General features: G+C 71.0%; 20 protein-coding genes. 11 read left to right on the top strand and 9 right to left on the bottom strand.

Annotated features, from left to right (window positions below; translation table 11 throughout):
- Positions 1–14: 14 nt before the first annotated feature.
- On the bottom strand, positions 15–2828 hold the full coding sequence (gene secA, locus RWQ91_RS12675; RefSeq protein ID WP_314506562.1) for a preprotein translocase subunit SecA: 2814 nt from the start codon (positions 2826–2828) through the stop codon (positions 15–17).
- A 235-nt stretch (positions 2829–3063) separates the two neighbouring features.
- On the opposite strand from secA, the gene RWQ91_RS12670 reads away from it, so the two are divergent.
- The 3 genes from RWQ91_RS12670 to RWQ91_RS12660 all read left to right on the top strand — a co-directional run bounded on the left by RWQ91_RS12670 (position 3064) and on the right by RWQ91_RS12660 (position 6951).
- Positions 3064–3657 carry a PadR family transcriptional regulator gene (locus RWQ91_RS12670; protein WP_314506560.1) on the top strand — a complete coding sequence of 198 codons (594 nt, stop codon included), beginning with the start codon at positions 3064–3066 and terminating at the stop codon, positions 3655–3657.
- Positions 3658–3758: 101 nt separating this feature from the next.
- On the top strand, positions 3759–5468 hold the full coding sequence (locus tag RWQ91_RS12665; protein WP_314506618.1) for a DEAD/DEAH box helicase: 1710 nt from the start codon (positions 3759–3761) through the stop codon (positions 5466–5468).
- Between the two features lie 166 nt (positions 5469–5634).
- Positions 5635–6951 carry a hypothetical protein gene (locus RWQ91_RS12660; RefSeq protein WP_314506558.1) on the top strand — a complete coding sequence of 439 codons (1317 nt, stop codon included), beginning with the start codon at positions 5635–5637 and terminating at the stop codon, positions 6949–6951.
- Positions 6952–7015: 64 nt separating this feature from the next.
- On the opposite strand, the gene hpf is transcribed toward RWQ91_RS12660, so the two are convergent.
- The 5 genes from hpf to mtrA form a co-directional block, all read right to left on the bottom strand.
- Positions 7016–7672, bottom strand: a complete 657-nt coding sequence (hpf, locus tag RWQ91_RS12655) for a ribosome hibernation-promoting factor, HPF/YfiA family (RefSeq protein ID WP_314506556.1) — start codon at positions 7670–7672, stop codon at positions 7016–7018.
- 128 nt (positions 7673–7800) lie between these two features.
- Complete coding sequence (locus RWQ91_RS12650) at positions 7801–8484, bottom strand: phosphoribosyltransferase family protein (RefSeq protein WP_314506554.1); 684 nt, start codon at positions 8482–8484, stop codon at positions 7801–7803.
- A 91-nt stretch (positions 8485–8575) separates the two neighbouring features.
- Positions 8576–10258, bottom strand: coding sequence for an LpqB family beta-propeller domain-containing protein (locus RWQ91_RS12645; RefSeq protein ID WP_314506552.1), 1683 nt, complete (start codon positions 10256–10258; stop codon positions 8576–8578).
- Positions 10255–11997: an MtrAB system histidine kinase MtrB gene (mtrB, locus tag RWQ91_RS12640; protein WP_399546407.1), complete on the bottom strand. Its 1743-nt coding sequence runs from the start codon at positions 11995–11997 to the stop codon at positions 10255–10257. The genes RWQ91_RS12645 and mtrB overlap by 4 nt, the downstream gene beginning before the upstream one ends.
- Before the next feature lie 7 nt (positions 11998–12004).
- On the bottom strand, positions 12005–12685 hold the full coding sequence (mtrA, locus tag RWQ91_RS12635; RefSeq protein ID WP_314506551.1) for an MtrAB system response regulator MtrA: 681 nt from the start codon (positions 12683–12685) through the stop codon (positions 12005–12007).
- Positions 12686–12896: 211 nt separating this feature from the next.
- On the opposite strand from mtrA, the gene RWQ91_RS12630 reads away from it, so the two are divergent.
- The 6 genes from RWQ91_RS12630 to RWQ91_RS12605 all read left to right on the top strand — a co-directional run bounded on the left by RWQ91_RS12630 (position 12897) and on the right by RWQ91_RS12605 (position 19424).
- On the top strand, positions 12897–14225 hold the full coding sequence (locus RWQ91_RS12630) for a glycerophosphoryl diester phosphodiesterase membrane domain-containing protein (protein ID WP_314506550.1): 1329 nt from the start codon (positions 12897–12899) through the stop codon (positions 14223–14225).
- Positions 14216–14893 (top strand): DUF4129 domain-containing protein, encoded by a 678-nt coding sequence (locus RWQ91_RS12625; RefSeq protein ID WP_314506548.1) that lies wholly within the window; start codon positions 14216–14218, stop codon positions 14891–14893. Before RWQ91_RS12630 ends, RWQ91_RS12625 begins: the two co-directional genes overlap by 10 nt.
- Positions 14894–14903: 10 nt before the next feature.
- Positions 14904–16112, top strand: coding sequence for a DUF4350 domain-containing protein (locus RWQ91_RS12620; protein ID WP_314506545.1), 1209 nt, complete (start codon positions 14904–14906; stop codon positions 16110–16112).
- Positions 16109–17122 (top strand): AAA family ATPase, encoded by a 1014-nt coding sequence (locus RWQ91_RS12615; RefSeq protein WP_314506542.1) that lies wholly within the window; start codon positions 16109–16111, stop codon positions 17120–17122. The genes RWQ91_RS12620 and RWQ91_RS12615 overlap by 4 nt, the downstream gene beginning before the upstream one ends.
- Positions 17122–18423 (top strand): DUF58 domain-containing protein, encoded by a 1302-nt coding sequence (locus RWQ91_RS12610; RefSeq protein WP_314506541.1) that lies wholly within the window; start codon positions 17122–17124, stop codon positions 18421–18423. Before RWQ91_RS12615 ends, RWQ91_RS12610 begins: the two co-directional genes overlap by 1 nt.
- 131 nt (positions 18424–18554) lie before the next feature.
- Positions 18555–19424, top strand: a complete 870-nt coding sequence (locus RWQ91_RS12605) for an aquaporin (RefSeq protein ID WP_314506538.1) — start codon at positions 18555–18557, stop codon at positions 19422–19424.
- A 69-nt stretch (positions 19425–19493) separates the two neighbouring features.
- Here the strand turns inward: RWQ91_RS12605 and RWQ91_RS12600 are convergent, their stop codons facing one another.
- Positions 19494–20489 (bottom strand): stage II sporulation protein M, encoded by a 996-nt coding sequence (locus tag RWQ91_RS12600; protein ID WP_314506537.1) that lies wholly within the window; start codon positions 20487–20489, stop codon positions 19494–19496.
- A gap of 73 nt (positions 20490–20562) precedes the next feature.
- On the opposite strand from RWQ91_RS12600, the gene RWQ91_RS12595 reads away from it, so the two are divergent.
- The gene (locus RWQ91_RS12595) at positions 20563–21384 is read left to right on the top strand and encodes an RDD family protein (protein WP_314506613.1); all 822 of its coding nucleotides are present in this window, start codon (positions 20563–20565) and stop codon (positions 21382–21384) included.
- Positions 21385–21393: 9 nt separating this feature from the next.
- Here RWQ91_RS12595 and ahcY read toward each other — a convergent pair whose 3' ends face one another.
- Positions 21394–22872, bottom strand: coding sequence for an adenosylhomocysteinase (gene ahcY / locus RWQ91_RS12590; RefSeq protein ID WP_314506535.1), 1479 nt, complete (start codon positions 22870–22872; stop codon positions 21394–21396).
- Between the two features lie 54 nt (positions 22873–22926).
- A complete protein-coding gene (locus RWQ91_RS12585; RefSeq protein ID WP_314506534.1) occupies positions 22927–23136 on the bottom strand; it encodes a DUF3499 family protein in 210 nt (69 codons plus the stop codon).
- A gap of 109 nt (positions 23137–23245) precedes the next feature.
- Here RWQ91_RS12585 and RWQ91_RS12580 point away from each other — a divergent pair, with 109 nt between their 5' ends.
- Positions 23246–23686: a metallopeptidase family protein gene (locus tag RWQ91_RS12580; RefSeq protein WP_314506532.1), complete on the top strand. Its 441-nt coding sequence runs from the start codon at positions 23246–23248 to the stop codon at positions 23684–23686.
- The last annotated feature ends 7 nt before the right edge of the window (positions 23687–23693 follow it).

The following is a 23693-nucleotide window of genomic DNA, read 5'->3' as shown; positions in this document are numbered from 1 at the left end:
GTGCCCTCCCGCACCTACTTCTTCTTGTCGGCGGCGCGGCGCTGCGCGCGGTTCTGTGCAGCCGCAGCCGGGGCGACAGTGTCCGTGCGCTGACCGAACGCTCCGCGAGGAGCCTCGGCCGCCGGTGCCGCGGCGGGAGCGGTGGATGCCGCCGCCTGGCGCAGCCTGTTGGTGGCAGCCTGCTGCACCTGACCGCGGTCGTTGCGCACCTCGACCTCCCCCGCGTCGTTCGCGGCGGAGTACTGGAGTCGCTGCCCTTCGACCGGCGTGGCTCCCAGCCCCTTCGCCTCGACCTCGGCGGTGAGGTCGCCCTCGCCCTCGGCGGGGCGACGGACCTCGACCTCGAGGTTGTAGAGGTAGCCGACCGACTCCTCCTTGATCTGGCCCATCATCGCCTGGAACATCTGGTAGCCCTCGCGCTGATACTCGATCAGCGGGTCGCGCTGGGCCATCGCGCGCAGGCCGATTCCGTCCTTGAGGTAGTCCATCTCGTAGAGGTGGTCGCGCCAGCGACGGTCGAGCACCTGCAGCACGACCCGCCGCTCGAGCTCGCGCGTGGCCGCACCGCCCAGCGTCTCTTCGCGGTTCTTGTACGCGATGACCGCGTCCGAGAGGATCTCGCGCTTGAGGCCCTCCGGAGTGATCCGGCCCTTCGTCCCCGCCTCGGCGACGACCTCGTCGATCGTGACGCCGACGGGATAGAGCGTCTTGAGCTCCGTCCACAGGGCGTCGAAGTCCCAGCTCTCGGTGTGACCGGAGCCCGTGTGGTCGTCGATGACGGCATTGATCGCGTCCTCGATGAAGTGCTGCACGCGGTCGGCGATGTCATCGCCCTGCAGCATGTGGCGCCGATCGGAGTAGATCGCCTCGCGCTGGCGGTTCAGGACGTCGTCGTACTTGAGGACGTTCTTGCGGATCTCGGCGTTGCGGCCCTCGACCTGCGACTGCGCGCTCTTGATCGCACGGCTGACCATGGTCGATTCGATCGCGACGTCATCGGGGAAGTTCGTGCGCGCGAGGATCGCCTCGGCGGCTCCGGACTGGAACAGCCGCATCAGATCATCGGTCAGCGACAGGTAGAAGCGGCTTTCGCCCGGGTCGCCCTGACGCCCCGAGCGTCCGCGCAGCTGGTTGTCGATGCGACGGGACTCGTGGCGCTCGGTGCCGAGCACGTAGAGCCCACCCGCCTCGACGACCTTGGTGGCCTCGACCGCGACCGTGTCCCGGGTGCCGTGGTAGACGGCATCCCACTCCGCCTCGTACTCGTCGGGAGTCTCGACCGGGTCCAGGCCCTTCGCCTTCATCTCCTGGACGGCGAGGAACTCGGCGTTGCCGCCGAGCATGATGTCGGTGCCGCGTCCGGCCATGTTCGTGGCGACCGTGACCGCGCCGAATCGGCCGGCGCGCGCCACGATCTCGGCCTCGCGCGCGTGGTTCTTGGCGTTGAGGACCTCGTGCTTGATGCCCTTCTTGGCCAGCAGTCGCGAGAGGTACTCGCTCTTCTCGACGCTCACGGTGCCGACCAGCACCGGCTGGCCGTTGGCGTGACGCTTGACGATGTCCTCGACCACCTGGTCGAACTTGGCCTGTTCGTTCTTGTAGACGAGGTCGGACTGGTCCTTGCGGATCATCGGCTTGTTCGTCGGGATCGGCACGACGCCCAGCTGATAGGTCGACATGAACTCGGCCGCCTCGGTCTCGGCGGTGCCGGTCATCCCGGAGAGCTTGTCGTACAGGCGGAAGTAGTTCTGCAGGGTCACGGTGGCCAGGGTCTGGTTCTCGGCCTTGACCGGCACCGCCTCCTTCGCCTCGATGGCCTGGTGGATGCCCTCGTTGTAGCGACGGCCGACCAGGATGCGACCCGTGTGCTCGTCGACGATCATGACCTCGTCGTTCATCACGACGTAGTCGGCGTCGCGCTTGAACAGGGCGAGGGCCTTGATCGAATTGTTCAGGAACGAGATGAGGGGCGTGTTGGCCGACTCGTACAGGTTGTCGATGCCGAGGTAATCCTCGACCTTCTCGATGCCGGGCTCGAGCACGCCGATCGTGCGCTTCTTCTCGTCGACCTCGTAGTCCACGCCCGCCTCGAGCGTCTTGGCGATCTTGGCGAACTCCACGAACCAGCGGTTCGCCTCGCCCGAGGACGGGCCGGAGATGATCAGCGGCGTGCGGGCCTCGTCGATCAGGATCGAGTCCACCTCGTCCACGATCGCGTAGAAGTGACCCCGCTGGACGAGATCCTCCTTGCGCCAGGCCATGTTGTCGCGCAGGTAGTCGAAGCCGAACTCGTTGTTCGTGCCGTACGTGATGTCGGCCTCGTACTGCTGGCGGCGGATGTCGGGGGTCTGGCCGGCGACGATCGTGCCGGTCGTCATGCCCAGCGCACGGTAGATGCGCCCCATGAGCTCGGACTGGTACGACGCCAGGTAGTCGTTGACCGTGATGACGTGCACGCCCTTGCCGGCGATCGCGTTCAGATAGGCCGCGAAGACGGCCGTCAGCGTCTTGCCCTCACCGGTCTTCATCTCGGCGATGTTGCCGAGGTGAAGGGCGGCGCCGCCCATGATCTGCACGTCGTACGGACGCTGCCCGAGGGTGCGGCGAGCGGCCTCGCGCACCGCCGCGAAAGCCTCGGGCATGAGCCGGTCGAGGGTCTCGCCGGCTTCGTAGCGCGCGCGCAGCTCGACGGTCTCGCCGCGCAGCTCTTCGTCGGTCAGCTGCGTGTAGTCCTCTTCGAGGGCGTTGACGGCCTTCACGACCTGCTGGAGGCGCCGAAGGATTCGTCCCTCTCCGGCGCGAAGCAGTTTCTCGAGAGCGTTGGCCACGGAGCATCTCCATCTGTCAGGTGCGACGCCGTCCGGCGCCGGTGCCGCCCGGCGGCGAGCGCGCAGGCATACACGGCCATGTTATCCGCCCGTGACCTTGGAGTGCGCTGGAAAGCAGCGGGCCGGCGACACGCGGGCGGCGGCATCCGCGCTCGGAGGTGGTCGTGCCTAGACTCGGCAACTGCATACCCGGTATGCACCGCACCGAGTACCGGCACAGCGACAGGAGTCCGACATGTCAGTGAGACAGAGCCTGCTGGCGATCCTCGGCCAGGGGCCCTGCTACGGATACCAGCTGCGGGCGGAGTTCGAGCGGCGGACCGGATCGATGTGGCCGCTGAACGTCGGCCAGATCTACAACACGCTGGACCGCCTGGAACGCGACGGGCTGGTCTCCAAGGGCGCCACCGACGAGCATGGTCATGTCTTCTACACGATCACGGATGCCGGTGCGCGGGAGGTCCTGGCGTGGCTCGGCTCGCCGGTCGAGCGCGGGCAGACGACCCGCGACGAGCTCGCGATCAAGCTGGCCGTCGCCGCGACCCTGCCCGGCGCCGACATCGCGGCGGTGATCGGTGCGCAACGGGCAGCATCCCGCGCGAGCCTCGACGCGCTCACGCGGCGACCGAGGCTGATCGCCGAGACCGGACCCGAGGCCCTCGCCCGAGCGGTCGTCATCGACGCGATGATCGCGCACACCGAGGCCGACCTGCGCTGGCTCGACCACACCGAGCGGCGCCTGAGCACGCAGCCCCCGCAGGCGATGACGCTGGCACCGGCCGCCGACCGGCCGAAGCGCGGGCGGCCGGCGAAGGCGCCCGCAGCCTGAGCGCGCGGCATCCTGTCGCCTCACATCGGCGCGCACTAACCTGAAGCGTGACTTCCGCTGATGCCCCCGTCGAGGGCGAGGCTCCCGCAGAGCCCCCCGCGATGACGTTCGCCGACCTGGGATTGGGTGAGGCGGTGCTCAAGGCCCTGCGCGATGTGGGCTACGAGACCCCGTCCGCCATCCAGGCCGCGACGATCCCCACCCTGCTCGCCGGACGCGACGTCGTCGGGCTCGCCCAGACCGGAACCGGCAAGACGGCGGCGTTCGCGCTGCCGATCCTCGACCGGCTCGACGTGTCGCAGAAGACGCCGCAGGCGCTCGTTCTCGCGCCGACCCGCGAGCTCGCGCTGCAGGTGTGCGAGGCGTTCGAGAAGTACGCGTCGCACACGAAGGGAGTTCACGTCCTGCCGGTGTACGGCGGGCAGGGCTACGGCGTGCAGCTGTCGGCGCTGCGTCGCGGCGTGCACATCATCGTGGGCACCCCCGGCCGCATCATGGACCACCTCGACAAGGGCACTCTCGATCTGTCGGAGCTGAAGTTCCTCGTTCTGGACGAGGCCGACGAGATGCTCAAGATGGGCTTCGCCGAGGACGTCGAGACGATCCTGGCCGACACGCCGGCCACGAAGCAGGTCGCGCTGTTCTCCGCCACGATGCCGGCGACGATCCGCCGCATGTCGCAGCAGTATCTGCACGATCCCGAAGAGATCACGGTCAAGACCAAGACCACCACGTCGGCCACGACCACGCAGCGCTACCTGATCGTGTCGTACCAGCAGAAGATCGACGCCCTCACGCGCATCCTCGAGACCGAGAACTTCGAGGGCATGATCGTCTTCGCCCGCACCAAGAGCGCCACCGAGGAGATCGCCGAGAAGCTGCGCGCCCGCGGCTACTCCGCCGCCGCGATCAACGGCGACGTCGCCCAGCCGGTGCGGGAGAAGACCGTCAACCAGCTCAAGTCGGGCAAGCTCGACATCCTCGTCGCCACCGATGTCGCCGCCCGAGGCCTCGACGTCGAGCGGATCTCGCACGTGGTCAACTTCGACATCTCGACCGACACCGAGTCCTACGTGCACCGCATCGGCCGCACGGGTCGCGCGGGGCGCTCGGGTCAGGCGATCAGCTTCGTCACCCCGCGTGAGCGCGGGCTGGTGACCGCGATCGAGCGCGCCACCCGTCAGCCGCTGACCCAGATGCAGCTGCCGACGGCCGATGACGTGAATGTCACCCGCCTCGCGCGCTTCGACGACCGCATCACCGCCGCGCTCGCCCAGACCGAGCGCATCGACGGATTCCGCGACGTGATCGCCCACTACGTGCGCAACCACGACGTACCCGAGGTCGACGTGGCGGCAGCGCTCGCCGTCGTCGCGCAGGGCGAGTCCCCCCTGCTGCTGGAGCCGGAGCCCGAGCAGCAGCGCCGCGGCTTCGAGGATCGTGCCGAGCGCGGCGACCGTCCGGGTCGCTTCGACCGGGACGACCGCCCCGAGCGCCGGCAGCGGCCGACCAACAGCCGCATGGCGACCTACCGGATCGCCGTCGGCAAGCGGCACCGGGTGGAGCCGCGGCAGATCGTCGGCGCCCTCGCGAACGAGGGCGGCCTCAGCCGCGGGGACTTCGGTGCGATCCAGATCCGCCCCGACTTCTCGCTCGTCGAGCTGCCGGCCGACATGCCGCAGTCGACGCTGGACCGGCTCGCCGACACGCGCATCTCGGGCAAGCTCATCGAGATCCGCCTCGACACCGGCGGTCCGGGCAAGCGCTCCTACGACGATCGCCCTCCGCGCAAGCCGCGGCACAAGGACTGACGGCGGACTCCCGGGCGTCGGCATCCCCCCATTCATCGACTTGTCGTATATGCGCGTCGCGCACGGCGTGTCGCCAACAGATACGACAAGTGAACCGCGGCGGGAGGCTTCTGCGCCGAGCGCGAACCCGGGCGGTCGTTCAGCCGGCCGAACCTAGGATCGATGCATGGCTGGTTTGTGGGGCAAGCGGAAACGCGAGGAGCAGGCGGCACTGGACGCGCAGGATGCCGAGCTGGCACGGCGGGCACGCGCGGGTCTCGTGGCCGTCGACGAGCGCATCCGCACGACGACCGACGAGCTCGTCTTCGCCGAGGCCGAGCTGGGCGAGGGCGCGACGAAGGACCTGCGCGAGGCGCTGACCGCCGTGCGCACGCACCTCGGCGAGGCGTTCCACCTCAATCAGCTCAACCACGACGAGATCCCCGACACGCCCGACGAGCTGCGCACCCGCAACGCGCGGATCGCGCAGCTGTGCGAGTGGGCGGACGAACTGCTCGATGACCGCACGGCCGCGCTCGAGAACGACATCGAGCGCGTGCGCCGGGCCCCCGAGATCCTCGCGCAGGTGCGCACGGACATCGCCTCGCTGAGCGAGCGGCTTCCGCACGCCCGCGAGACGCTCGAGCGGCTGGCGCTGCGCTACAGCGAATCCGCTCTGCGTCAGGTCGCCGAGGGTGCTGACGAGGCGGAGCAGCTGCTGACCTTCGCCGCTCACAGTGCCGACGTGTCGGCGCGCCGCCGTGAGGCGGGCCGCCGGGAAGAGGCGAACCTCGCGCTCGAGACCTCCACCGAGGCGGTGCGCCGGGCGGCGGCGATCGTCGACGGCATCGAGGACTTCGAGATCGAGGCCCTGCGCGCAGAATCCACGCTCGCCGACGTGGTCGCGGATTCCCGCGGCGACCTGGTGGCCGCGCGACAGGCACCGCAGGTCCCCGCCGTCACGCAGGCCGTCGCGGCGCTCGAACAGGCGCTGGCGGCGCTGCCCGCGTCGCGCGTCAAGGCTGACCCGTTCGCCCATCTTTCCCAGCTGCGCGAGGCCAACAGCGGGCTGGATGCCGCGATCGCGGTGGCCCGCGAGCGCGCGGCGCGCCCGATCCCCTCCCCTGCCCATGTGCGGCATTCGCTGGATGACGCCGATCGCCAGATCGCGGTCGCCCGCAGCGTCATCGCCGGTCACCGCGGGTGGATCGGCGCGGATGCGCGCACCCGTCTCGCCGAAGCCGAGCGCACCCGCACGGATGCCGAGCCGCTGTCCTCGGACGAGGACACCCGTGAGGAGGCGATGAGCCTGGCGCGGCGCTCCGGCAGCCTGGCCAGCGAAGCCCTCCAGCTCGCCCAGCGCGATATCGACTCGTCCCGCCCGCAGGACCCCGGCTGGGGCGGTCAGGGCGGCGGTCGCCGGGGCGGCATGAGCGACGGCATGGGCGGCATCCTCGGAGGCCTGGTCATCGGCAGCCTGCTCGGCGACTTCTTCGACGGCTGAGCGGGCGCACGAGAACGGAACGGGACGCCTCGGTGGAGGCGTCCCCTCCCGTCGTGCGCTCCTGCTACGAGACGGCCAGCGGCGCGCTCTGCGTGGTCAGCGAGATCACACCGTAGTCCCAGCCCTTGCGGCGGTAGACGACGCTGGGGTGATCGGTGCGGGCGTCGATGAAGAGGAAGAAGTCGTGTCCGACCAGCTCCATGCGGTCGACGGCCTCTTCGACCGCCATCCATTCCGGTTCGAACTCCTTGGTGCGGATGACGACGGGCGTGTAGTCCGCCTCGTCTTCGTTGCCGGTGATGATCGGGATCTCGCCGGTCGCGACCGCGCGCATGACGTCGATCGAAGCGGGCTGCAGGTCGATGCCCGACAGCTCTCCGCTCTCCTTCTCGAACTTCGCGCCGCGAGGGTGGTTGCGGGCGTCGACGCGCTTGTCCTTCGCGCGCCGCAGCTGCTCGCACAGCTTGTCGACCGCCATGTCGAGGGCGGCGAACTTGTCGGCATCCGTCGCCTCTGCGCGGACGATGGGACCCTTTCCGGTCAGCGTGAGCTCGACCGTGTCATCTTCCATGCGGCCGTTGTGGTACGCGCGGTGAGTGACCTTCACATCCACGCGCTGAGCGCGGGGCGCAAGGTGCTCTATGCGGACGGCCTTGTCCTCGACAACCGAGCGGAAGCGATCGGTGATACCCACTCCCACGCCGACGATGCTGGTTTCCATCCCTGACCTCCTTGTTCCGGTCCACCCGGCCAAGGGCGGACCCTGAGTCGCCTTGTGGCTCCCCACGCTAGCCCGCCGACACCTCCCTGTCACTCTTTCGGACCGTGAGAATTCGCAATGAGTCCGCCTCACCCCCGGCGGCGCGCCGTCGCCGCGATCGTGGCAGCTCCGAGCACCTCCGCTCCCCCGGCCCGCAGGGCGCGGGCGGCCTCCTCCAGAGTGGCGCCGGTGGTCACGACGTCGTCGATCACGACGATGCGAAGCCCCGCGACGGCGCCTGCTCGCATCGAGCCGGCCACGTTGTCCCGTCGCGCCTCGCGTCCCAGACCCCGCTGGTCGGCCGTCGTCCGTGACGCGCGCAGCAGCCGCGCGGGGTGCAGGCCCGCGTGCCGGGCGACGACCTCGATCACGCGGTATCCCCGACGCCGGAACGCCGCGCGCGAGGTCGGAATCGGGACGAAGACGATGTGCGGATCGGGGGATTGCGCATCCCCCGATCCGTCTTCGCCCGCTCGCAGCGCCGCGTCCACCGCTGCCCGAAGCGCCGGGGCGAGCTCGCGCCCGAGTCCCGTGCGCCCTTCCTCCTTGAGCGCGCGCACCACACGAGCAGGAACCCCCTCGAAGGCCAGGCCGCTCCAGATGCGCACACCCCGCCCCTTGCTGGTCACCCGCGGGTGCAACCGCGCCCGGCACTGTTCGCAGAGTGCGACGTCGGGTTCGTCGCACCCTGCGCAGCACACCGGGAGCACGAGCGCGAGCGCCTCGGCGAGCGCGCTCCGCAGAGTGGCGCTCAGCCACACCGCGTCACCCATGGCCTCATCGTCCCGTGGCGACCTCCCTCAGCGGGGACGGGAAGCGGCCCCGGTGCACGCGAGGCTCGCGCACCATCCTGGGGAGGAGAAGCTACTGCGGTGAGCCCTGCTGGGTCGCGAGGATCAGGATGCCGCTCGTGGTGCGCTGCCAGTTCGCCCCGCGCTTGACGTAGAGCGATCCGTCGTCGGTGCGCAGCCGCGCGGTCGCGATCGAAGTCGCGCCGGCGACCGACGCCGCGCCGATCGGTGCATCGGTCGCGGTCGCCGGACCGCCGACGAGCTGCTCGGTGAACAGCGGCCCCCCGGACTCGGTGCTCAGCACTCCGAGGGTGGTGTCATCCAGCCAGGCGAGCCCCGAGCCGGAGCCGGTGACCGCCCCGAGCGGGAACGCTTCGCCCAGGCGGACGGGGACCGCCTCCGAGCCGCGGACGATGCCGGCGATCCAGACCTCGGATCTGCCGCCGGTGACCAGCAGCGCCGCGATCCTGGTGCCGTCGCGCGAGACCGCCATCGCGAGGATCTCCGAGGCACCCGGCCACGCGTCGGCGACGGCGAACTGCTGGCCGGCGATCGAGAACGCCGTGATCGCCGACGGCTGGTCGCGGGGAACGCTCCAGAGGTAGCCGAACGGGTCCGCCCCGGGGTCGATCAGCGCGGGACGACTGTCCACGATCGCGACCGGGGCATCCGAGGGCACGCGCGCCGCCCCTCCGTCGACCAGCCGCACGGCGGCGAAATCGCGGTCCGGTGAGACCTGGATCGACGCCGGCGCGACCAGGCGCATCGCCTCGGAAAGACCCGGCACGGGTGTCAGCTCGTCCCCCGCCAGGAAGCCGAACCCCTCGTCGGTCAGCACGAGCGGCGGGCCGGTCACGCGGGTCGACCGGGTCGAGACCGGCTCGGCATCCAGCTCCGTCGAGGCGACGAGCATCTGGGCGCCCGACACGCTGGCCGTCGCCAGGCTCGCGTCCAGCTGCGTCTGCATGCGGTCCAGCGTCGTCGGCTCCACCAGCAGCGCCTCCGCGCTGAGCGTCACCTGGGCCACGCCGGAATCCAGCGGCACCGACGGCCGGGCGAGCGAGACGCTCTCCGGGAACGCATTCTGGACGGATGCGGCCAGCCAGACGCTCGGCGCGCCGTTGACCAGGGCGCGGGCGATCCGCGTCGCGGCATTCGTCGTGGGGAACCACCGCACGTCCGGCACCAGGAACCGCCAGTCGGGGTCGAAGTACATGAGCGAATAGCGGTGGAAGACGTTGGTGAACACGTCGCGGTCGATCACCACGCCGTCCGGCGCCTCGGTGATCCGCCACTGGCCGTCATCCTGCTGGGCGAGACGGAAGGACAGCCGGGTGACGCCGGAGTCGGGCTGATATGCGCCGGAGGAGTCAACGGTCGCGACGGCGACCACCGAGAGCTCGACCGCGCCCTCGCTCGGCGAAACGGGCAGACGCTCATCCGGAAGGTCGATCGTGACACTGGCTTCGGGATTCCAGGTCTCGCGGATCGACGGCGCGAGGAACATCCGCGCGACCTCCCAGTTCGCCGCCGGCCCCGGACCCGACCCGGCCCGGATGAACCCCTCGACGATCTGCTCGGGGGTCGCACCCGGCTGCGGCTCGTCGGGACGGAACAGGAACTCGGGGGATCCGGCATCCTCGCCGACGGCGAGCCCCGGGTTCACCGATCCGCTGACCGGCAGTCCCCCGCATGCGGACAGGACGAGCGCCGAGATCAGGACGAACACCGACAGGATGCCGCGCGCGCGGGTCACGGGGTCCCCCTGCGGACGGCGGCTCCGGTGGCGACGTCGGTCGAGAGCACCTCGATCGGCTGCGTCAGCCCGAGCGCATCGATCGCCGCGATCGCGTCATCGCCCGGATCGACCGGGACGGGAGAGGGCGCGGTGAGGCGACCACCCTGCCGCGGAAGGGTCAGCACGAAGTTCGAGCCACGGCCGAGCGCCGACCAGACCGCGAGCTCGCCGCCGTGCAGCTTCGCGTCGCCGAGCGCGATCGACAGTCCCAGGCCTGTGCCTCCGATCGTGCGGGTACGTGACGGGTCGGCGCGCCAGAACCGATCGAACACGCGCTCGACGTCCTCGGGTTTCATCCCGAGCCCGAAGTCGCGCACGCCGATCGCAACCGCCTGCTGGTCGCTGTCGACGGTGATCACGATCGGTCGGCCCTCGCCGTGCTCGATCGCATTGCCCAGCAGATTGCGCACGACGCGGCGCACACGCCGCGGATCCATCTCGACCGGCGAGTAGCCGCCGGGCGCCACGAAGCGCACGTCGGTTCCGTGCTGCTCGGCCAGCTGCTGCATCGAGCCGATCACGTCCTCCGCGAGGTGGGCGAGGCTCGTCGGCTCGAGTTCCAGCTGCACCGAACCCGCGTCGTAGCGGCTGATCTCGAGCAGGTCGGTCAGCAGTGTCTCGAAGCGCTGCACCTGGGCGTTCAGCAGCTCCGCCGCCCGAGCCGTGGACGGGTCGAACTCGGCGCGCTGGTCGTTGATCATGTCGGCGGCGAGCCGGATGGTCGTCAGCGGCGTGCGCAGCTCGTGCGAGACGTCGGAGACGAACCGCTGCTGGACGAGAGACAGGTCGGCCAGCTCCTTGATCTGCGATTCGATGCTGTCGGCCATCGCATTGAACGAGCGTCCCAGCGTGGCCAGCTCGTCCTCGCCGCGCACCGGCAGGCGGACGCCGAGCTCCCCGGAGGCCAGCTTGGCGCTCGTGTCGGCGGCCTCGCCGATCGGGATCGTGACGGAGCGCAGCACGAACCACGAGATCGCACCGATCAGCAGGACCAGCGAGATGCCGACGATCCACAGCGTGGTCTGGACGAAGCCGAGGGTCTGCGAGGCGCTGCCCAGGTCGTACGCGAGGTACAGCTCGTATCCGCCGAAATCCGGCACCTGCAGCTGCTGACCGACGATGATGCCGGGGGTCGCTTCGCCCGTGCGCTGGAGTGCGACGGACTGCCACCACTGCTGCTCGGGGTCGGACTGCACCGCATCGCGCAGCCCCTCGGAGATGACGTCCTCCGTCAGGCCCAGCGTGTTGAAGTTCTGCGGAGCGAGCTGGGAGGGGGCGCGATCGATGCGGAAGGCCGCGATCATGTCGCTGGAGGACTGCTCGGCGAGCGTCTCCTGCACACCTCGCCAGAGGTTCTGGATCTGGATGCTGTCGCCCTGCACGGCGGCCGCATCCAGGCTGGTCTGGGCGGCCTCCGTGGCACGGCGGGAATCGGCGAGCACCTGGTTCTTGCGGTCCTCGAACAGATTGTTCTGGATCGCCAGCGCCATCCAGATGCACGCGACCAGGATCGCCAGGGCGGTCAGCGCCAGCGTGACGAGGATCGTGCGGAACCGGAGCGATCTGCGCCACAGGTTCGCCAGGCTGTCCGGCCACCCGCGCCAGTCCCGCCACACCGCCAACGCCGGCCGGGAGGTCGTCACCGCCGCGGTCGACGGCCTCGTGACGCCGAGCGCTCCGGTCGTGCCGGACGACACCGGCGCCTCACACCACGGCGCCGGCGCGGTAGCCGACACCGCGCACCGTCGTGACGATCTTGGGGTTGTCGGGGTCGAGCTCGACCTTCGCCCGCAGACGCTGAACGTGCACGTTCACCAGGCGCGTGTCGGCCTTGTAGTGGTAGCCCCACACCTGCTCGAGCAGCATCTCGCGCGAGAAGACCTGCTGAGGCTTGGAGGCCAGGGCGACGAGCAGCTCGAACTCCAGCGGGGTCAGCGCGATCGGGGCCTCGTCGCGGCGGACTTCGTGGGCTGCCACGTCTACCGTGAGATCGCCGATGCGCAGCGTCTCGTTCAGCGGCTGCGAGGCGGGACGAAGACGCGTGCGGATGCGCGCGACGAGCTCTTTCGGATTGAAGGGCTTGACGATGTAGTCGTCTGCGCCCGATTCGAGCCCTTTGACGACGTCGGCGGTGTCGGTGCGCGCGGTCAGCATGATGATGGGCACGCCGGATTCGGCGCGGACGCGGTTGCAGATCTCGATTCCGTCCATGCCGGGCAGCATGAGGTCCAGCAGGATGAGGTCGGGCCGCTCAGAACGCCAGATGTCGACCGCCTTCGAGCCGTCCGCGCAGAACACCGTGTCGAACCCCTCGGTGCGCAGCACGATGCCGATCATCTCGGCGAGGGCGGTGTCGTCATCGACCACCAGGATGCGGGAAGTCATTCGCGCGTTCGTGTCCTTTGCTCCGGCCGGGGGCGCGACGCTCATCGCGCGTCCCCGTGCGCTCCCCACAGAGTAATGGAAGTCGGCTGTGGGCACGCCGAGCGTCGGGGCGCACCGGGTTGCCGACCGCGGCGGCGCCCCCGCGATATGGCACGATGAAGGCTCAGCACGCCGGCGCGTGACACGAGCCGTGACACCAGGGAGGCCATCTGTGACCGCCTATCCGACCTGGACTCCGGCATCCCGGCCCGGCATCATCCCCCTGCGGCCGCTCACGTTCGGGACCATCCTCGGGCGCTCGTTCGCGGCGCTGCGTCAGAACCCGCGCGTCCTCCTCGGATTCGCCCTCTGCGTGCAGACTGCCGCGTACCTGCTGGTTCTGCTCGGTGTCGGTGCGGTGGCGCTGGCCTCGTTCACGCGGCTGGACACGCTCCGCGAGGGCACGGACGAATTCGAGGCCGTCATGGCCGGCTCCATCGCGCTGACGGCGGTGACGGCCTTCGTCCTCGGCCTCGCCGCCGGCGCGCTCGGCGTCATCGTGCAGGGCGTCGTCGTGAGCGAAGTCGCCCACGCCGCCCTCGCGGAACGCCTCACCCTTCGTGCCCTCTGGCAGCGGGTCAAGCCGGTGGCGTGGCGCCTGGTGGGCTATTCGCTGCTGCTCGCCCTCGCTGTCCTCGCCCTGATCGCGGTCGTCGCGGGAACGATCGCGGCGATCGCCTTCGCCGCCCTGCCCCTCGCGGTGGGCCTGACGATCTTGATCGTGCTGGCGGCGATCCCGCTCACGCTCTGGATCTCCACGAAGCTCCTGCTCGTCCCGGCGGTGATCATCCTCGAGCACGCGACGATCCGCGGGGCGATCTCTCGGTCGTGGCGCCTCATCCGCGGGCGCTTCTGGCCGGCGCTCGGAGTCGTCCTCTTGATCTCGCTCGTGTTCGGCGCGATCGCCCAGGTCGTCAGCATCCCGTTCTCGTTCCTGACGACCGCCCTGACCACGATCGTGACTCCGACGGGCGATCCCACTCCGAGTGCGATCGTGGGCGTCGTTTTCGGGGCGATCCTGACGCAGGTCATCACGCTGCTGATCCAGTCCGTCGCGGTCGTCGTGCAGGCGACGGCGACGGCCATCATCTACATCGACTGCCGGATGCGCCGCGAGGGTCTGGACATCGACCTGCTCACCTACGTCGAGAGACGGGATGCCGGAGCCCAGGGGCTGCCCGATCCGTACAGCCAGAACGTCGGCCGGGAGATCGCGCCCCGCCCTGTGTTCTCGCCCGTTCCGGGCACTGCACAGGGGTACCCGACACCGGGGTACGCGCCGCCCGCATACGGCCCGCCGCACCGCGCTCAGGCATACCCCTTCCCGCAGGGCTATCCGCCGCCGCCCCCGGCGCCCGCCGCCGTGCCGCCGTACGTCGCGCCGCCCGCGCCCATCGTCCCGAGCCGTCCGGCCGACCAGGAGCCGCGTCCCGAGCAGACGCGCTGGACGGCGCCGAACGCCCAGAGCGACGCACCGGACCCCGACTCGCCGTGGTCCTAGCGCCCGTCCTGCTGCTGCCGACCGACTCCGTCCCGCCCCTGACCCCGGACGGTGACGAGGCGCGCCGCTGGGCCGAGCAGGAGCTGTCGAATCCCGCCTACGACGCAGCGCAGCCCACGGCATTCGACCGGATCGCGCGCGCCGTCGGCGACTTCCTCGAGTCGCTGTTCGCCACACGGCTCGACGGGGACTGGGGACCGTGGGCCGCGCTGGTCGCGGCGATCGTGATCGTCCTGGTGATCATCGCGGCGTTCCTGGTCTGGGGCGTCCCGCGCGCGACCGGACGCACGCGCGCATCCGCCCCGCTCTTCGGAGGCGACGAGGAGCGCAGTGCGGCCGAGCTGCGCCGCGACGCCGAGGGCTTCGCCGGGCGCGGCGACTGGGATTCCGCCGTCGTGCTGCGCTTCCGGGCCCTCGCGCGGGCTCTCATCGAGCGCGGGGCCGTGGACACGCCCCCGGGCGCCACCGTGCACGCGTTCGCCCGCGCCGCGTCGCGCGCCTTTCCTTCGCAGGCCGACGCGCTGGAGGCCGCGGCCGGCGCGTTCGACGACGTCCGCTATCTCCGGCGTCCGGGCACCGAGGCCCTGTACCGGCGCGTCGCCGCCGTGGACGAGCAGCTGAGGGCCGCCCGTCCGCTCCTCTCGGATGCTGCGGGAGTGCGCGCATGAGGCGGCTCGCGTGAGCGCCGTCTCCGACGCCGTCGCGGCAAGCCCCTCCCGGACGCGGTCGGAAAGACGCCGACGGATCACGGCATGGGCGGTCATCGCCGCGGTCCTCGTGGGCGTCGGCATCCTCGGCGCGGTCCTGGGGGGCATCGGGCAGTGGACCGAGCGCGACGTGCTCGACCCGCAGTCCGCCGGTCCGTCGGGCACGCGGGCGCTCGTCACGATCCTCGGCGAGCACGGTGTGCGGGTCGTGATCGCCCGAGACCGCGCGGCGGTCGAGGACGCGCTGGCACCGGGCGGAGCAACCCTCGCCGTCGCCGACGCCCCGTATCTCTCCGACGATGCTCTGGTGGAGCTGACGGATGCCGCCGCGGACGTCGTGCTGATCGATCCCCGTGCGCGCACCCTGCGGCTGCTGCTGTCGGGATCGGACACCTACGGGGTGGGGCCGGGAGAGCCGGTCGATCCGGGCTGCGCGCTCCCCGAGGCGAACCGGGCCGGCGCCATCATTCCCGGCGCGATCTACCAGCCCGCCGAAGGCGCAATGGCGTGCTACCCCACCGGCGGCGGCTTCGGCCTGCTGGCGCAGGAGCGCGACGGCGGCCGGGTGGTCGCCGTCGACGGGCGGGCCGTCTTCACGAACGAGCTCTTGGCGGAGAACGGCAACGCGGCACTGGCCGTCAACCTGCTCGGCCGGCATCCGACCCTCGTGTGGTACATGCCGAGCATCCAGGACAGCGACCTCGCCGAATCGGATCCGACCCTCGGCGAGCTCACGCCGCCATGGGTCAGTCCGGTCATCGTGCTGCTGCTGACCTCGGGCCTGGCTGCCGCGATCTGGCGCGGGCGCCGCTTCGGCCCCCTGGTCGCAGAGCGGCTGCCCGTCACGGTCCGCGCCGCCGAGACCACTGAGGGGCGCGGGCGGCTCTACGCCCACGCCCGCGACGCCGTGCACGCCGCCGACCAGCTGCGCCTGGGCTGCCTGGGCCGGCTGAGCGGACTGCTCGGCCTCGGTCCCGGCGCAACCGCAGCCGAGATCGCGGATGCCGCGGCCGCGCGCACCGGATACGACCGCGGCGCCGTGCGCGGGATCCTGATCGATGAGATCCCGCGAAGCGACGCGGAGCTGGTCGATCTCGATCGGCGGCTGCGATCCCTGGAGCAGGCCGCGCGCGCCCGTGTGCGACCCGATGCCGTCCGTCCCGAAAGGAACACCCCATGAGCGACCCCACCCCGGCACCCGAGGCGCCGACGCCCGCCGAGGGGGCCACGGCCCCCGACGACGTCGCGCTGCGCGAAGCGATGAACCGGGTGCGCATCGAGGTCGGAAAGGCCGTGATCGGGCAGGACGGCACGGTCACGGGCCTGCTGATCGCGCTGCTCGCGCGGGGGCATGTGCTGCTGGAGGGCGTGCCGGGTGTCGCCAAGACGCTGCTCGTGCGGGCGTTCAGCGCCGCCCTGGGGCTGGACACGAAGCGCATCCAATTCACCCCCGACCTCATGCCGGGCGACGTCTCGGGTTCGCTCGTGTACGACGCTCGCGAGGGCGAGTTCGAGTTCCGCGAGGGACCCGTCTTCACGAACGTCGTGCTGGCCGACGAGATCAACCGCACGCCGCCCAAGACGCAGTCGGCGCTGCTGGAGGCAATGGAGGAGCGGCAGGTCTCCTCCGACGGGGTGACCCGTGCACTGCCGGACCCGTTCCTGGTCGCCGCGACCCAGAACCCGATCGAGCAGGAGGGGACTTATACGCTTCCCGAGGCGCAGCTGGACCGCTTCCTCCTCAAGCTCATCGTCGACATCCCGGCGCGGGAGGCGGAACTTGCCGTGCTGCGCCGGCACGCCGACGGCTTCGACCCACGGGACCTCGCCGGCGCCGGCCTTCGCACGGTGATCACCGCCGACGAGATCCGCGCTGCTCAGCGCGCCGCCGCCGCGGTCACCGTGGCGGACGACGTCCTGGGCTATGTCGTCGACCTCGCGCAGGCCACCCGGCGGAGCCCCTCGGTGCAGCTGGGCGTGAGCCCTCGAGCGACCACCGCGCTGCTGGCCGCCGCGAAGGCGTGGGCATGGCTCGGCGGCTACCCCGCGATCACACCCGACCACGTGCAGACGATGCTCGTGCCGACATGGCGGCACCGCATCCGCCTGCGCCCCGACGCGGAGCTCGAGGGCGTCTCGGTGGACGCCGTCCTGGGCTCGGTGCTGCAGCAGACCCGCGTGCCCATCTGATGTACGTCACCGGCCGACTCCCGCTGCTGGTCGCCGTCGGCGCGGTGCCCGTCGTGCTGCTGGCGATCGCGGGAGCCTCGCCGTGGCTCAGCGCCGCAGGGTGGATCCTCGTGTGCGCCGGCGCGGCGATCGCGGATGCCGCCGCGGCCGCCGACCCGCGCCGTGTGCGCCTCCAGCGCCGCATTCCGCGAAGGGCGCTGCTGGCCCAGCGGGTCGAGACGGAGCTCTGGCTGCACAACACCGGCGAGCGCCGTCTGCGAGGACGCGTGCGCGACGCGTGGCAGCCGACGGCCGGCGCGCCCGACCAGCGGTTCCCGATCGACCTGCCGCCGGGTGAGAGGCGCCGCATCGTGGTGCCCCTGCTGCCCCGCCGACGCGGCGAACTGAGCTCGGAGTTCGTCGCCGTGCGCTCCGACGGTCCGCTCGGACTCGCCGGGCGGCAGACCGCGATCGGGGAGCGCGGCGCCCTGCGCGTGCTTCCGCCCTTCACCGCGCGCCGCCACCTGCCCTCGCGGCTGGCGCGCCTTCGCGAACTCGACGGGAACACCAGCGTGCAGGTGCGCGGTCAGGGGACCGAGTTCGACAGCCTGCGCGAGTACGTCCGAGGCGATGACGTCCGCTCGATCGACTGGCGTGCTACAGCCCGGGCGGGCACCACGATGCTGCGCACCTGGCGCCCCGAGCGCGACCGGCACGTCGTGATCGTGATCGACACCGGGCGAACCGCCGCGGCCCGTGTCGGCGACGGGGTCCGTCTGGATGCCGCGATGGAGGCCGCGCTGCTGCTGGCCGCCCTTGCGACGCGGGCGGGCGACCACGTGCACCTGCTGCTGTTCGACCGGGTGATCCGTGGGCGCGTGAGCCGCATCGACGGCCCCGCACTTCTGCCGGCGCTCGTCGATGCCATGGCTCCGGTCGAGCCGCAGCTGATCGACACCGATTGGGACGCCGCATTCGCGCAGGTGCGCGCGCTCACGTCACGGCCGTCGTTGGTCGTCCTGCTCACCGCGCAGGACGCGCCCGAGGCCGCACGAGGATTCCTCGGGTCGCTGCCGGCCCTGTCCCGCCGCGCGCACGTCCTGGTGGGAACCGTCACCGACATCGAGGAGGTGCCCGGCGATCGCCTCGACGCGGCCGCGGTGTACCGCGCCGCAGCGCAGGAGCGCGGCATCCGCGATTCCGCGGAGGTCGCCGCAGCGATCGGCCGTGCCGGCGCCGAGGCGGTGGCCGCATCGGCGGAGGCGCTGCCGCCGAAGATCGCCGACCGCTACCTCGACCTGAAAGCGGCGGGCCGGCTCTGATCGCCGTCCGTGACGCACCGTGACGGGCATTCGGCGCCCCGCCGCGGGCGCACCTGTGAAGTTCCTGAACATGCCCTAGGCTCTCGCAGTGCGGATATTCCGCCCATCACCGACTGCGAAGGGAACGAGTCATGAGCGACCCGCGTCCAGACAAGCCCGTCGAGCCCACCGAGCTCAGCCACACTCCTCCCCCGGGAGACCCCCGGCCCGAAAAGCGCGTGCGCCCGACCGAGCTCGATCACACTCCTGACAAGGTCGCGGCAGGTCCCTCCACCGCGGCGACCCTCGTGGCCGAGGCTTTCGGCACGCTCCTGCTCGTGCTGGGCGTCCTGAGCACGGCCCTCTTCGCCGCCGGATTCGGCGAAGGAACCGAATCGGCCAACAAGGGCGTCGGATTCCTCGGCGTCGCACTCGCGGTCGGCATCACCGTCATCGCGGGAGCCTACGCGTTCGGTCCGATCTCCGGCGGCCACTTCAACCCCGCGGTCACCCTCGGGCTCGCGGCTGCCGGGCGCTTCCCCTGGCGCGGGGTTCTCCCGTACATCATCGCGCAGATCATCGGCGGCCTCGTGGCCAGCACGCTGGTCGTGCTCATCGGCCTGTTCGGCCCCGAGGGCTGGCTGAGCAACGCACAGGACGGCGGCTTCGCGAGCAACGGGTGGGACGAGCTCTCACCCGGCGGCTTCGGACTGGGTGCCGCCGTCATCGTCGAGGTGCTCTTCACCGCTCTGTTCGTCATCGTGATCCTCGGCGTGACCCACGCGACACGCGGGTCGAACTTCGCGGGGCTCGCGATCGGCCTCGCGCTGGTGCTGATCCACCTCGCCATCATCCCGATCGACAACGCGTCGGTGAACCCCGCGCGCTCGATCGCATCGGCGATCTACGGCGGTCCGCTCGCCCTCGGCCAGCTGTGGGTGTTCATCGTCTTCCCCATCGTCGGCGGTCTGATCGCGGGCTTCGCGTACCGCGCGCTGTTCGACGGCACCAAGAAGGCCTGAACCGGAGTTGCGTGAAGGGCCGGTCGCTTCGGCGGCCGGCCCTTCTTCGGTCTCATCGACCCGACGTCCTCAGCCGGCGACGAGCGTGGGCGTGCCGGCCTCGTACTCGCCGAGGTCTCCGGTCTCGCCCTTCCGGTGAGCTCGGCCGCCGACGAACACCATGTAGAACACGAAAGCCGAGAGCGCCAGGGCCCCGATGCCGATCTTGACGGGCCAGGGCCACGGCTGCGCGGTGACGAAGCCCTCGATCGTGCCGGCGACGGCGAGCGCGAGGACCAGGCCGATCGCGATCGTCGCGAGCGACCGGCCGGCCGAGGCGAGCGCCTCGCCGCGGGTGCGCCGGCCCGGCGCCACCCAGGCCCAGAAGATGTGCAGACCCGCGGCGCCGGCGACGAAGATGCACGTGAGCTCCAGCAGGCCGTGCGGAAGGATGAACAGCAGGAACACATCTCCCCGGTCGAAGGCGAGCATGATCGCCGCGGCCGTTCCGACGCCCACCGCATTCTGCACGAGCACCATGAGCGGCCAGACACCGGTGATCCCGAACAGAACGCACTGCGCGGCGATCCAAGCGTTGTTCGTCCAGACGGTGCCGGCGAAGACCGCGGCGGGGTTCTCGCTGTAGTACTCGGTGAAGCTGTTCTCGGCGTAGTACTCCAGCTGCGCCTTCGGCCCCAGCGACGCCACGAGCGCAGGATCGCCCGACACCCAGAACGCGACCAGGGCGACCACCGCGACGAAGGCGACGGCGATCACGAGGGTCGTCCAGCGCACGCGGTACAGTGCGGCCGGAAGCTGCAGGGCGAAGAAGCGCGGAATCTGCCGGGCGACGTTCTCGGGTGCGCCCGTCAGGCGCAGGCGCGCCCGGGCGAGCATCGTCGAGACGTGGTCGCCGTGAGCGGTACGGCCGGCGGAGGTCTTGATGTCGGCGAGGTCGGCGGATGCCGCGCGGTAGCGCATGACCAGTTCGTCGACCTGCTCACCGCTGAGCCGGCGCGATCGGCTCAGCTCGTCCAGACGCGCCCACTCGTCGCGCCGTGCGGCGGAGAGGGCGTCGAGATCCATTTGGTTAACTGTACGCATGCCCGCCCCGCAATCCGCCGACGCCTCCCGCCGGCCGAGCGCCGCCCCTCGAGCGATGGAGGTCGCACAGGACGAGATCCTCACGGGCGAGGCTGTCGCCCTCGACGTCCAGCCGGTGGGATTCTTCCTGCGCGCACTCGGGACGCTGATCGACGTCGTGCTCGGCGTGCTGGTCTTCGTGCTGCTGGCCCTCGTCGCATCGTGGCTGATCGGCCAGAGCGTCCTGGATGCCGTGGCCCTGCCGATCCTGACGGTGACCGTCCTGGTCACGGTCACGGTCGTCATCCCGACCGTCGTGGAGACGATGACGCGCGGGCGCAGCCTCGGCAAGCTCGCGGTCGGCGGTCGCATCGTCCGAGCCGACGGCGGAGCCTCGGGGTTCCGCCAGGCCTTCATCCGGGCCCTGGTGGGCGTGTTCGAGATCTGGCTGACGCTCGGCGCCGTCGCCGCGCTCGTGGGCGCCTTCACCCCGCGCGCCCAGCGGCTCGGCGACCTGATGGCCGGCACGTACTCCGAGCGCACGCGCACCCCGCGCCTGCCCGCACCGGCGGCGGGAGTCCCGGGGCCGCTGGCCGCGTGGGCGCAGGTCGCCGATGTCGCACGGCTTCCCGACCGGCTCTCCCGGCGCATCGCGCAGTTCGTGCAGAACGCCGACGACATGCAGCCCGCCGCCCGCATGCGGCTGGCGGCGTCGCTGGCCGCCGAGACGGCGGCGCATGTCTCCCCCGTCCCCGACGTCGACGCAGAGACGTTCCTGCGGGCCGTGGTCGCGGTGCGCCGCGATCGCGAGCTGCGGGCGCTTCAGCTCGAGGACCAGCGTGTCGCCGCGCTCACCGCGACGGCATCCGGCGTTCCCCGCGGCTTCCCCGCGCGCTGAGCGCGTTCGTCAGTATCTGTAGTGGTCGAGCTTGTAGGGCCCCTCGACCGGAACGCCGATGTACGCCGCCTGCTCGGGAGTGAGCGGCGTCAGCTCGACGCCGAGCGCGCCCAGGTGCAGGCGCGCGACCTTCTCGTCGAGCGCCTTGGGCAGCGTGTGGACGCCGAGCGGGTAGGCCTCGATGTTCGTGAACAGCTCGAGCTGCGCGAGCACCTGGTTCGTGAACGAGGCGCTCATCACGAACGACGGGTGCCCCGTGGCGTTGCCGAGGTTCATCAGGCGCCCTTCGCTGAGCACGAGGACGCTGCGTCCGGTGGGAAGGCGCCACTCGTGCACCTGGGGCTTGATCTCGACCGCCACGGCACCTTCGAGGGATTCCAGGCCCGCCATGTCGATCTCGTTGTCGAAGTGCCCCACGTTCGCGACGATCGCGAGGTGCTTGAGACCGAGCAGGTGCTCCACGGTCACGACGTTCTTGTTGCCGGTGCCGGTCACGACGATGTCGATGTCGCCGATCACCGCGTCCAGCCTGGCCACCTGGAAGCCGTCCATCGCGGCCTGCAGCGCGCAGATCGGGTCGATCTCACCGACGATGACCCGGGCACCCTGGCCCCGGAGGGCCTCGGCCGCGCCCTTGCCCACGTCGCCGTACCCGACCACGAACGCCGTCTTGCCGCCGATGAGCACGTCGGTGGCGCGGTTCAGTCCGTCGGGCAGCGAGTGACGGATGCCGTACTTGTTGTCGAACTTCGACTTGGTCACCGAGTCGTTGACGTTGATCCCGGGGAACAGCAGCTCTCCGGCGGCGGCGAGCTCGTACAGACGATGCACACCGGTGGTGGTCTCCTCCGTGACGCCGATCAGCTCGGCGCTGATCCGCGTCCATCGCTGCGGATCGGCATCCAGGCTCGCACGGAGGGTGTCCAGCACGACGCGATACTCGTGGGAGTCCTCCGCGGTCGCCTGCGGCACGGCACCGGCGGCTTCGAAGGCCACGCCGCGGTGCACGAGCAGCGTCGCGTCGCCGCCGTCATCGAGGATGAGGTTGGGGCCGTCGAAGCCCTCTGCGCTCCAGTCGAAGATGCGGTCGGTGCACGCCCAGTACTCCTCGAGGCTCTCGCCCTTCCAGGCGAACACCGGCACGCCGGCGGGCTCCTCGGGTGAGCCGCTGGGGCCGACCGCCACCGCAGCTGCCGCCTCGTCCTGCGTCGAGAAGATGTTGCAGCTTGCCCAGCGCACCTGCGCGCCGAGGGCGACGAGCGTCTCGATCAGCACCGCGGTCTGCACCGTCATGTGCAGGGAGCCGGCGATGCGCGCGCCGGCGAGCGGCTGGTGAGGTCCGAACTCCTCGCGCAGCGCCATGAGCCCCGGCATCTCGTTCTCGGCGAGCCGGATCTGGTGGCGGCCCGCCTCGGCGAGGCTCAGGTCGGCGACGCGGAACTCGAGGGCGCGGCGGGCGGCGACGGGGGCGCTCAGGTCTGTGCTCATCCGCCCATTGTCCCAGACGCCGGGAGGAGCGTCATCCGTCGGCGAGGTCCTCGATCAGCGCTGCGCGAGCGTCTCGTGCCGAACGACGACCCACCCGCGCGGCATCGACAGCCGGTCCGTGTGGATCGCGCAGAGGTCGTGCGCGTGCGGATCGCCGCCCAGCCCGAGCGGGCCGAGCACCGCCATCTGATCGGGGTAGTCGTAGGTCAGGGTCGAGACTGCCTCTCGGGCACATCCCACTTTGGAGCAGAGTCTCGTGCGCATCGGAACCACGTTATCCAGCGCGGCCGTCGGCGGCGGGGTGCCGCGCCGCGGGGCGCTCGCCCGGACCTCGCACCGGGATCGGCGACGTGCCCGGTCCTAGGATGGAGTCATGGCATGGCGCAGGAGCAAAGAGGTCGCCTCGGCGGCCCGGCGCCCCGCTCGCCACGGCCGGCACGGCCGCGAAGGACGCAGCCCGATCGTCCGGCCGCCGCTGCCGCCGCTCGAGACCCGGGTGGACCGCTTCGACCTGGCCGTGGGCACCGCTGCGGAGTTCCTGCGATCAGCCTGGCCGGAACTGCGCGATGTGAGCTTCGAAGTCGGGGACATGCCGCCGACGACCGACGATGACGGCATCCCGCGCTGGCGCGCGCTGACCGCCGAGAAGCGCATCATCATGTACCGCCTGCCCATCGAGCGCCTGAGCCACCTGCACCGCGACGATGACCTGCACCGCCGGATGATGGTGGAGAGCAGCGTCTTCCGCGCGGCCGCCGAGTACCTCGACCGGGACCCCTGGGATCTGGGGCCCGAGCGGTTCAGATTCTTCTGACGTCTTC

The sequence above is a fragment of the uncultured Microbacterium sp. genome (assembly GCF_963524805.1).
GTDB lineage: Bacteria > Actinomycetota > Actinomycetes > Actinomycetales > Microbacteriaceae > Microbacterium.
Note: the sequence above shows the minus strand (reverse complement) of the source record. Positions and strands in the feature narration are given on the sequence as shown.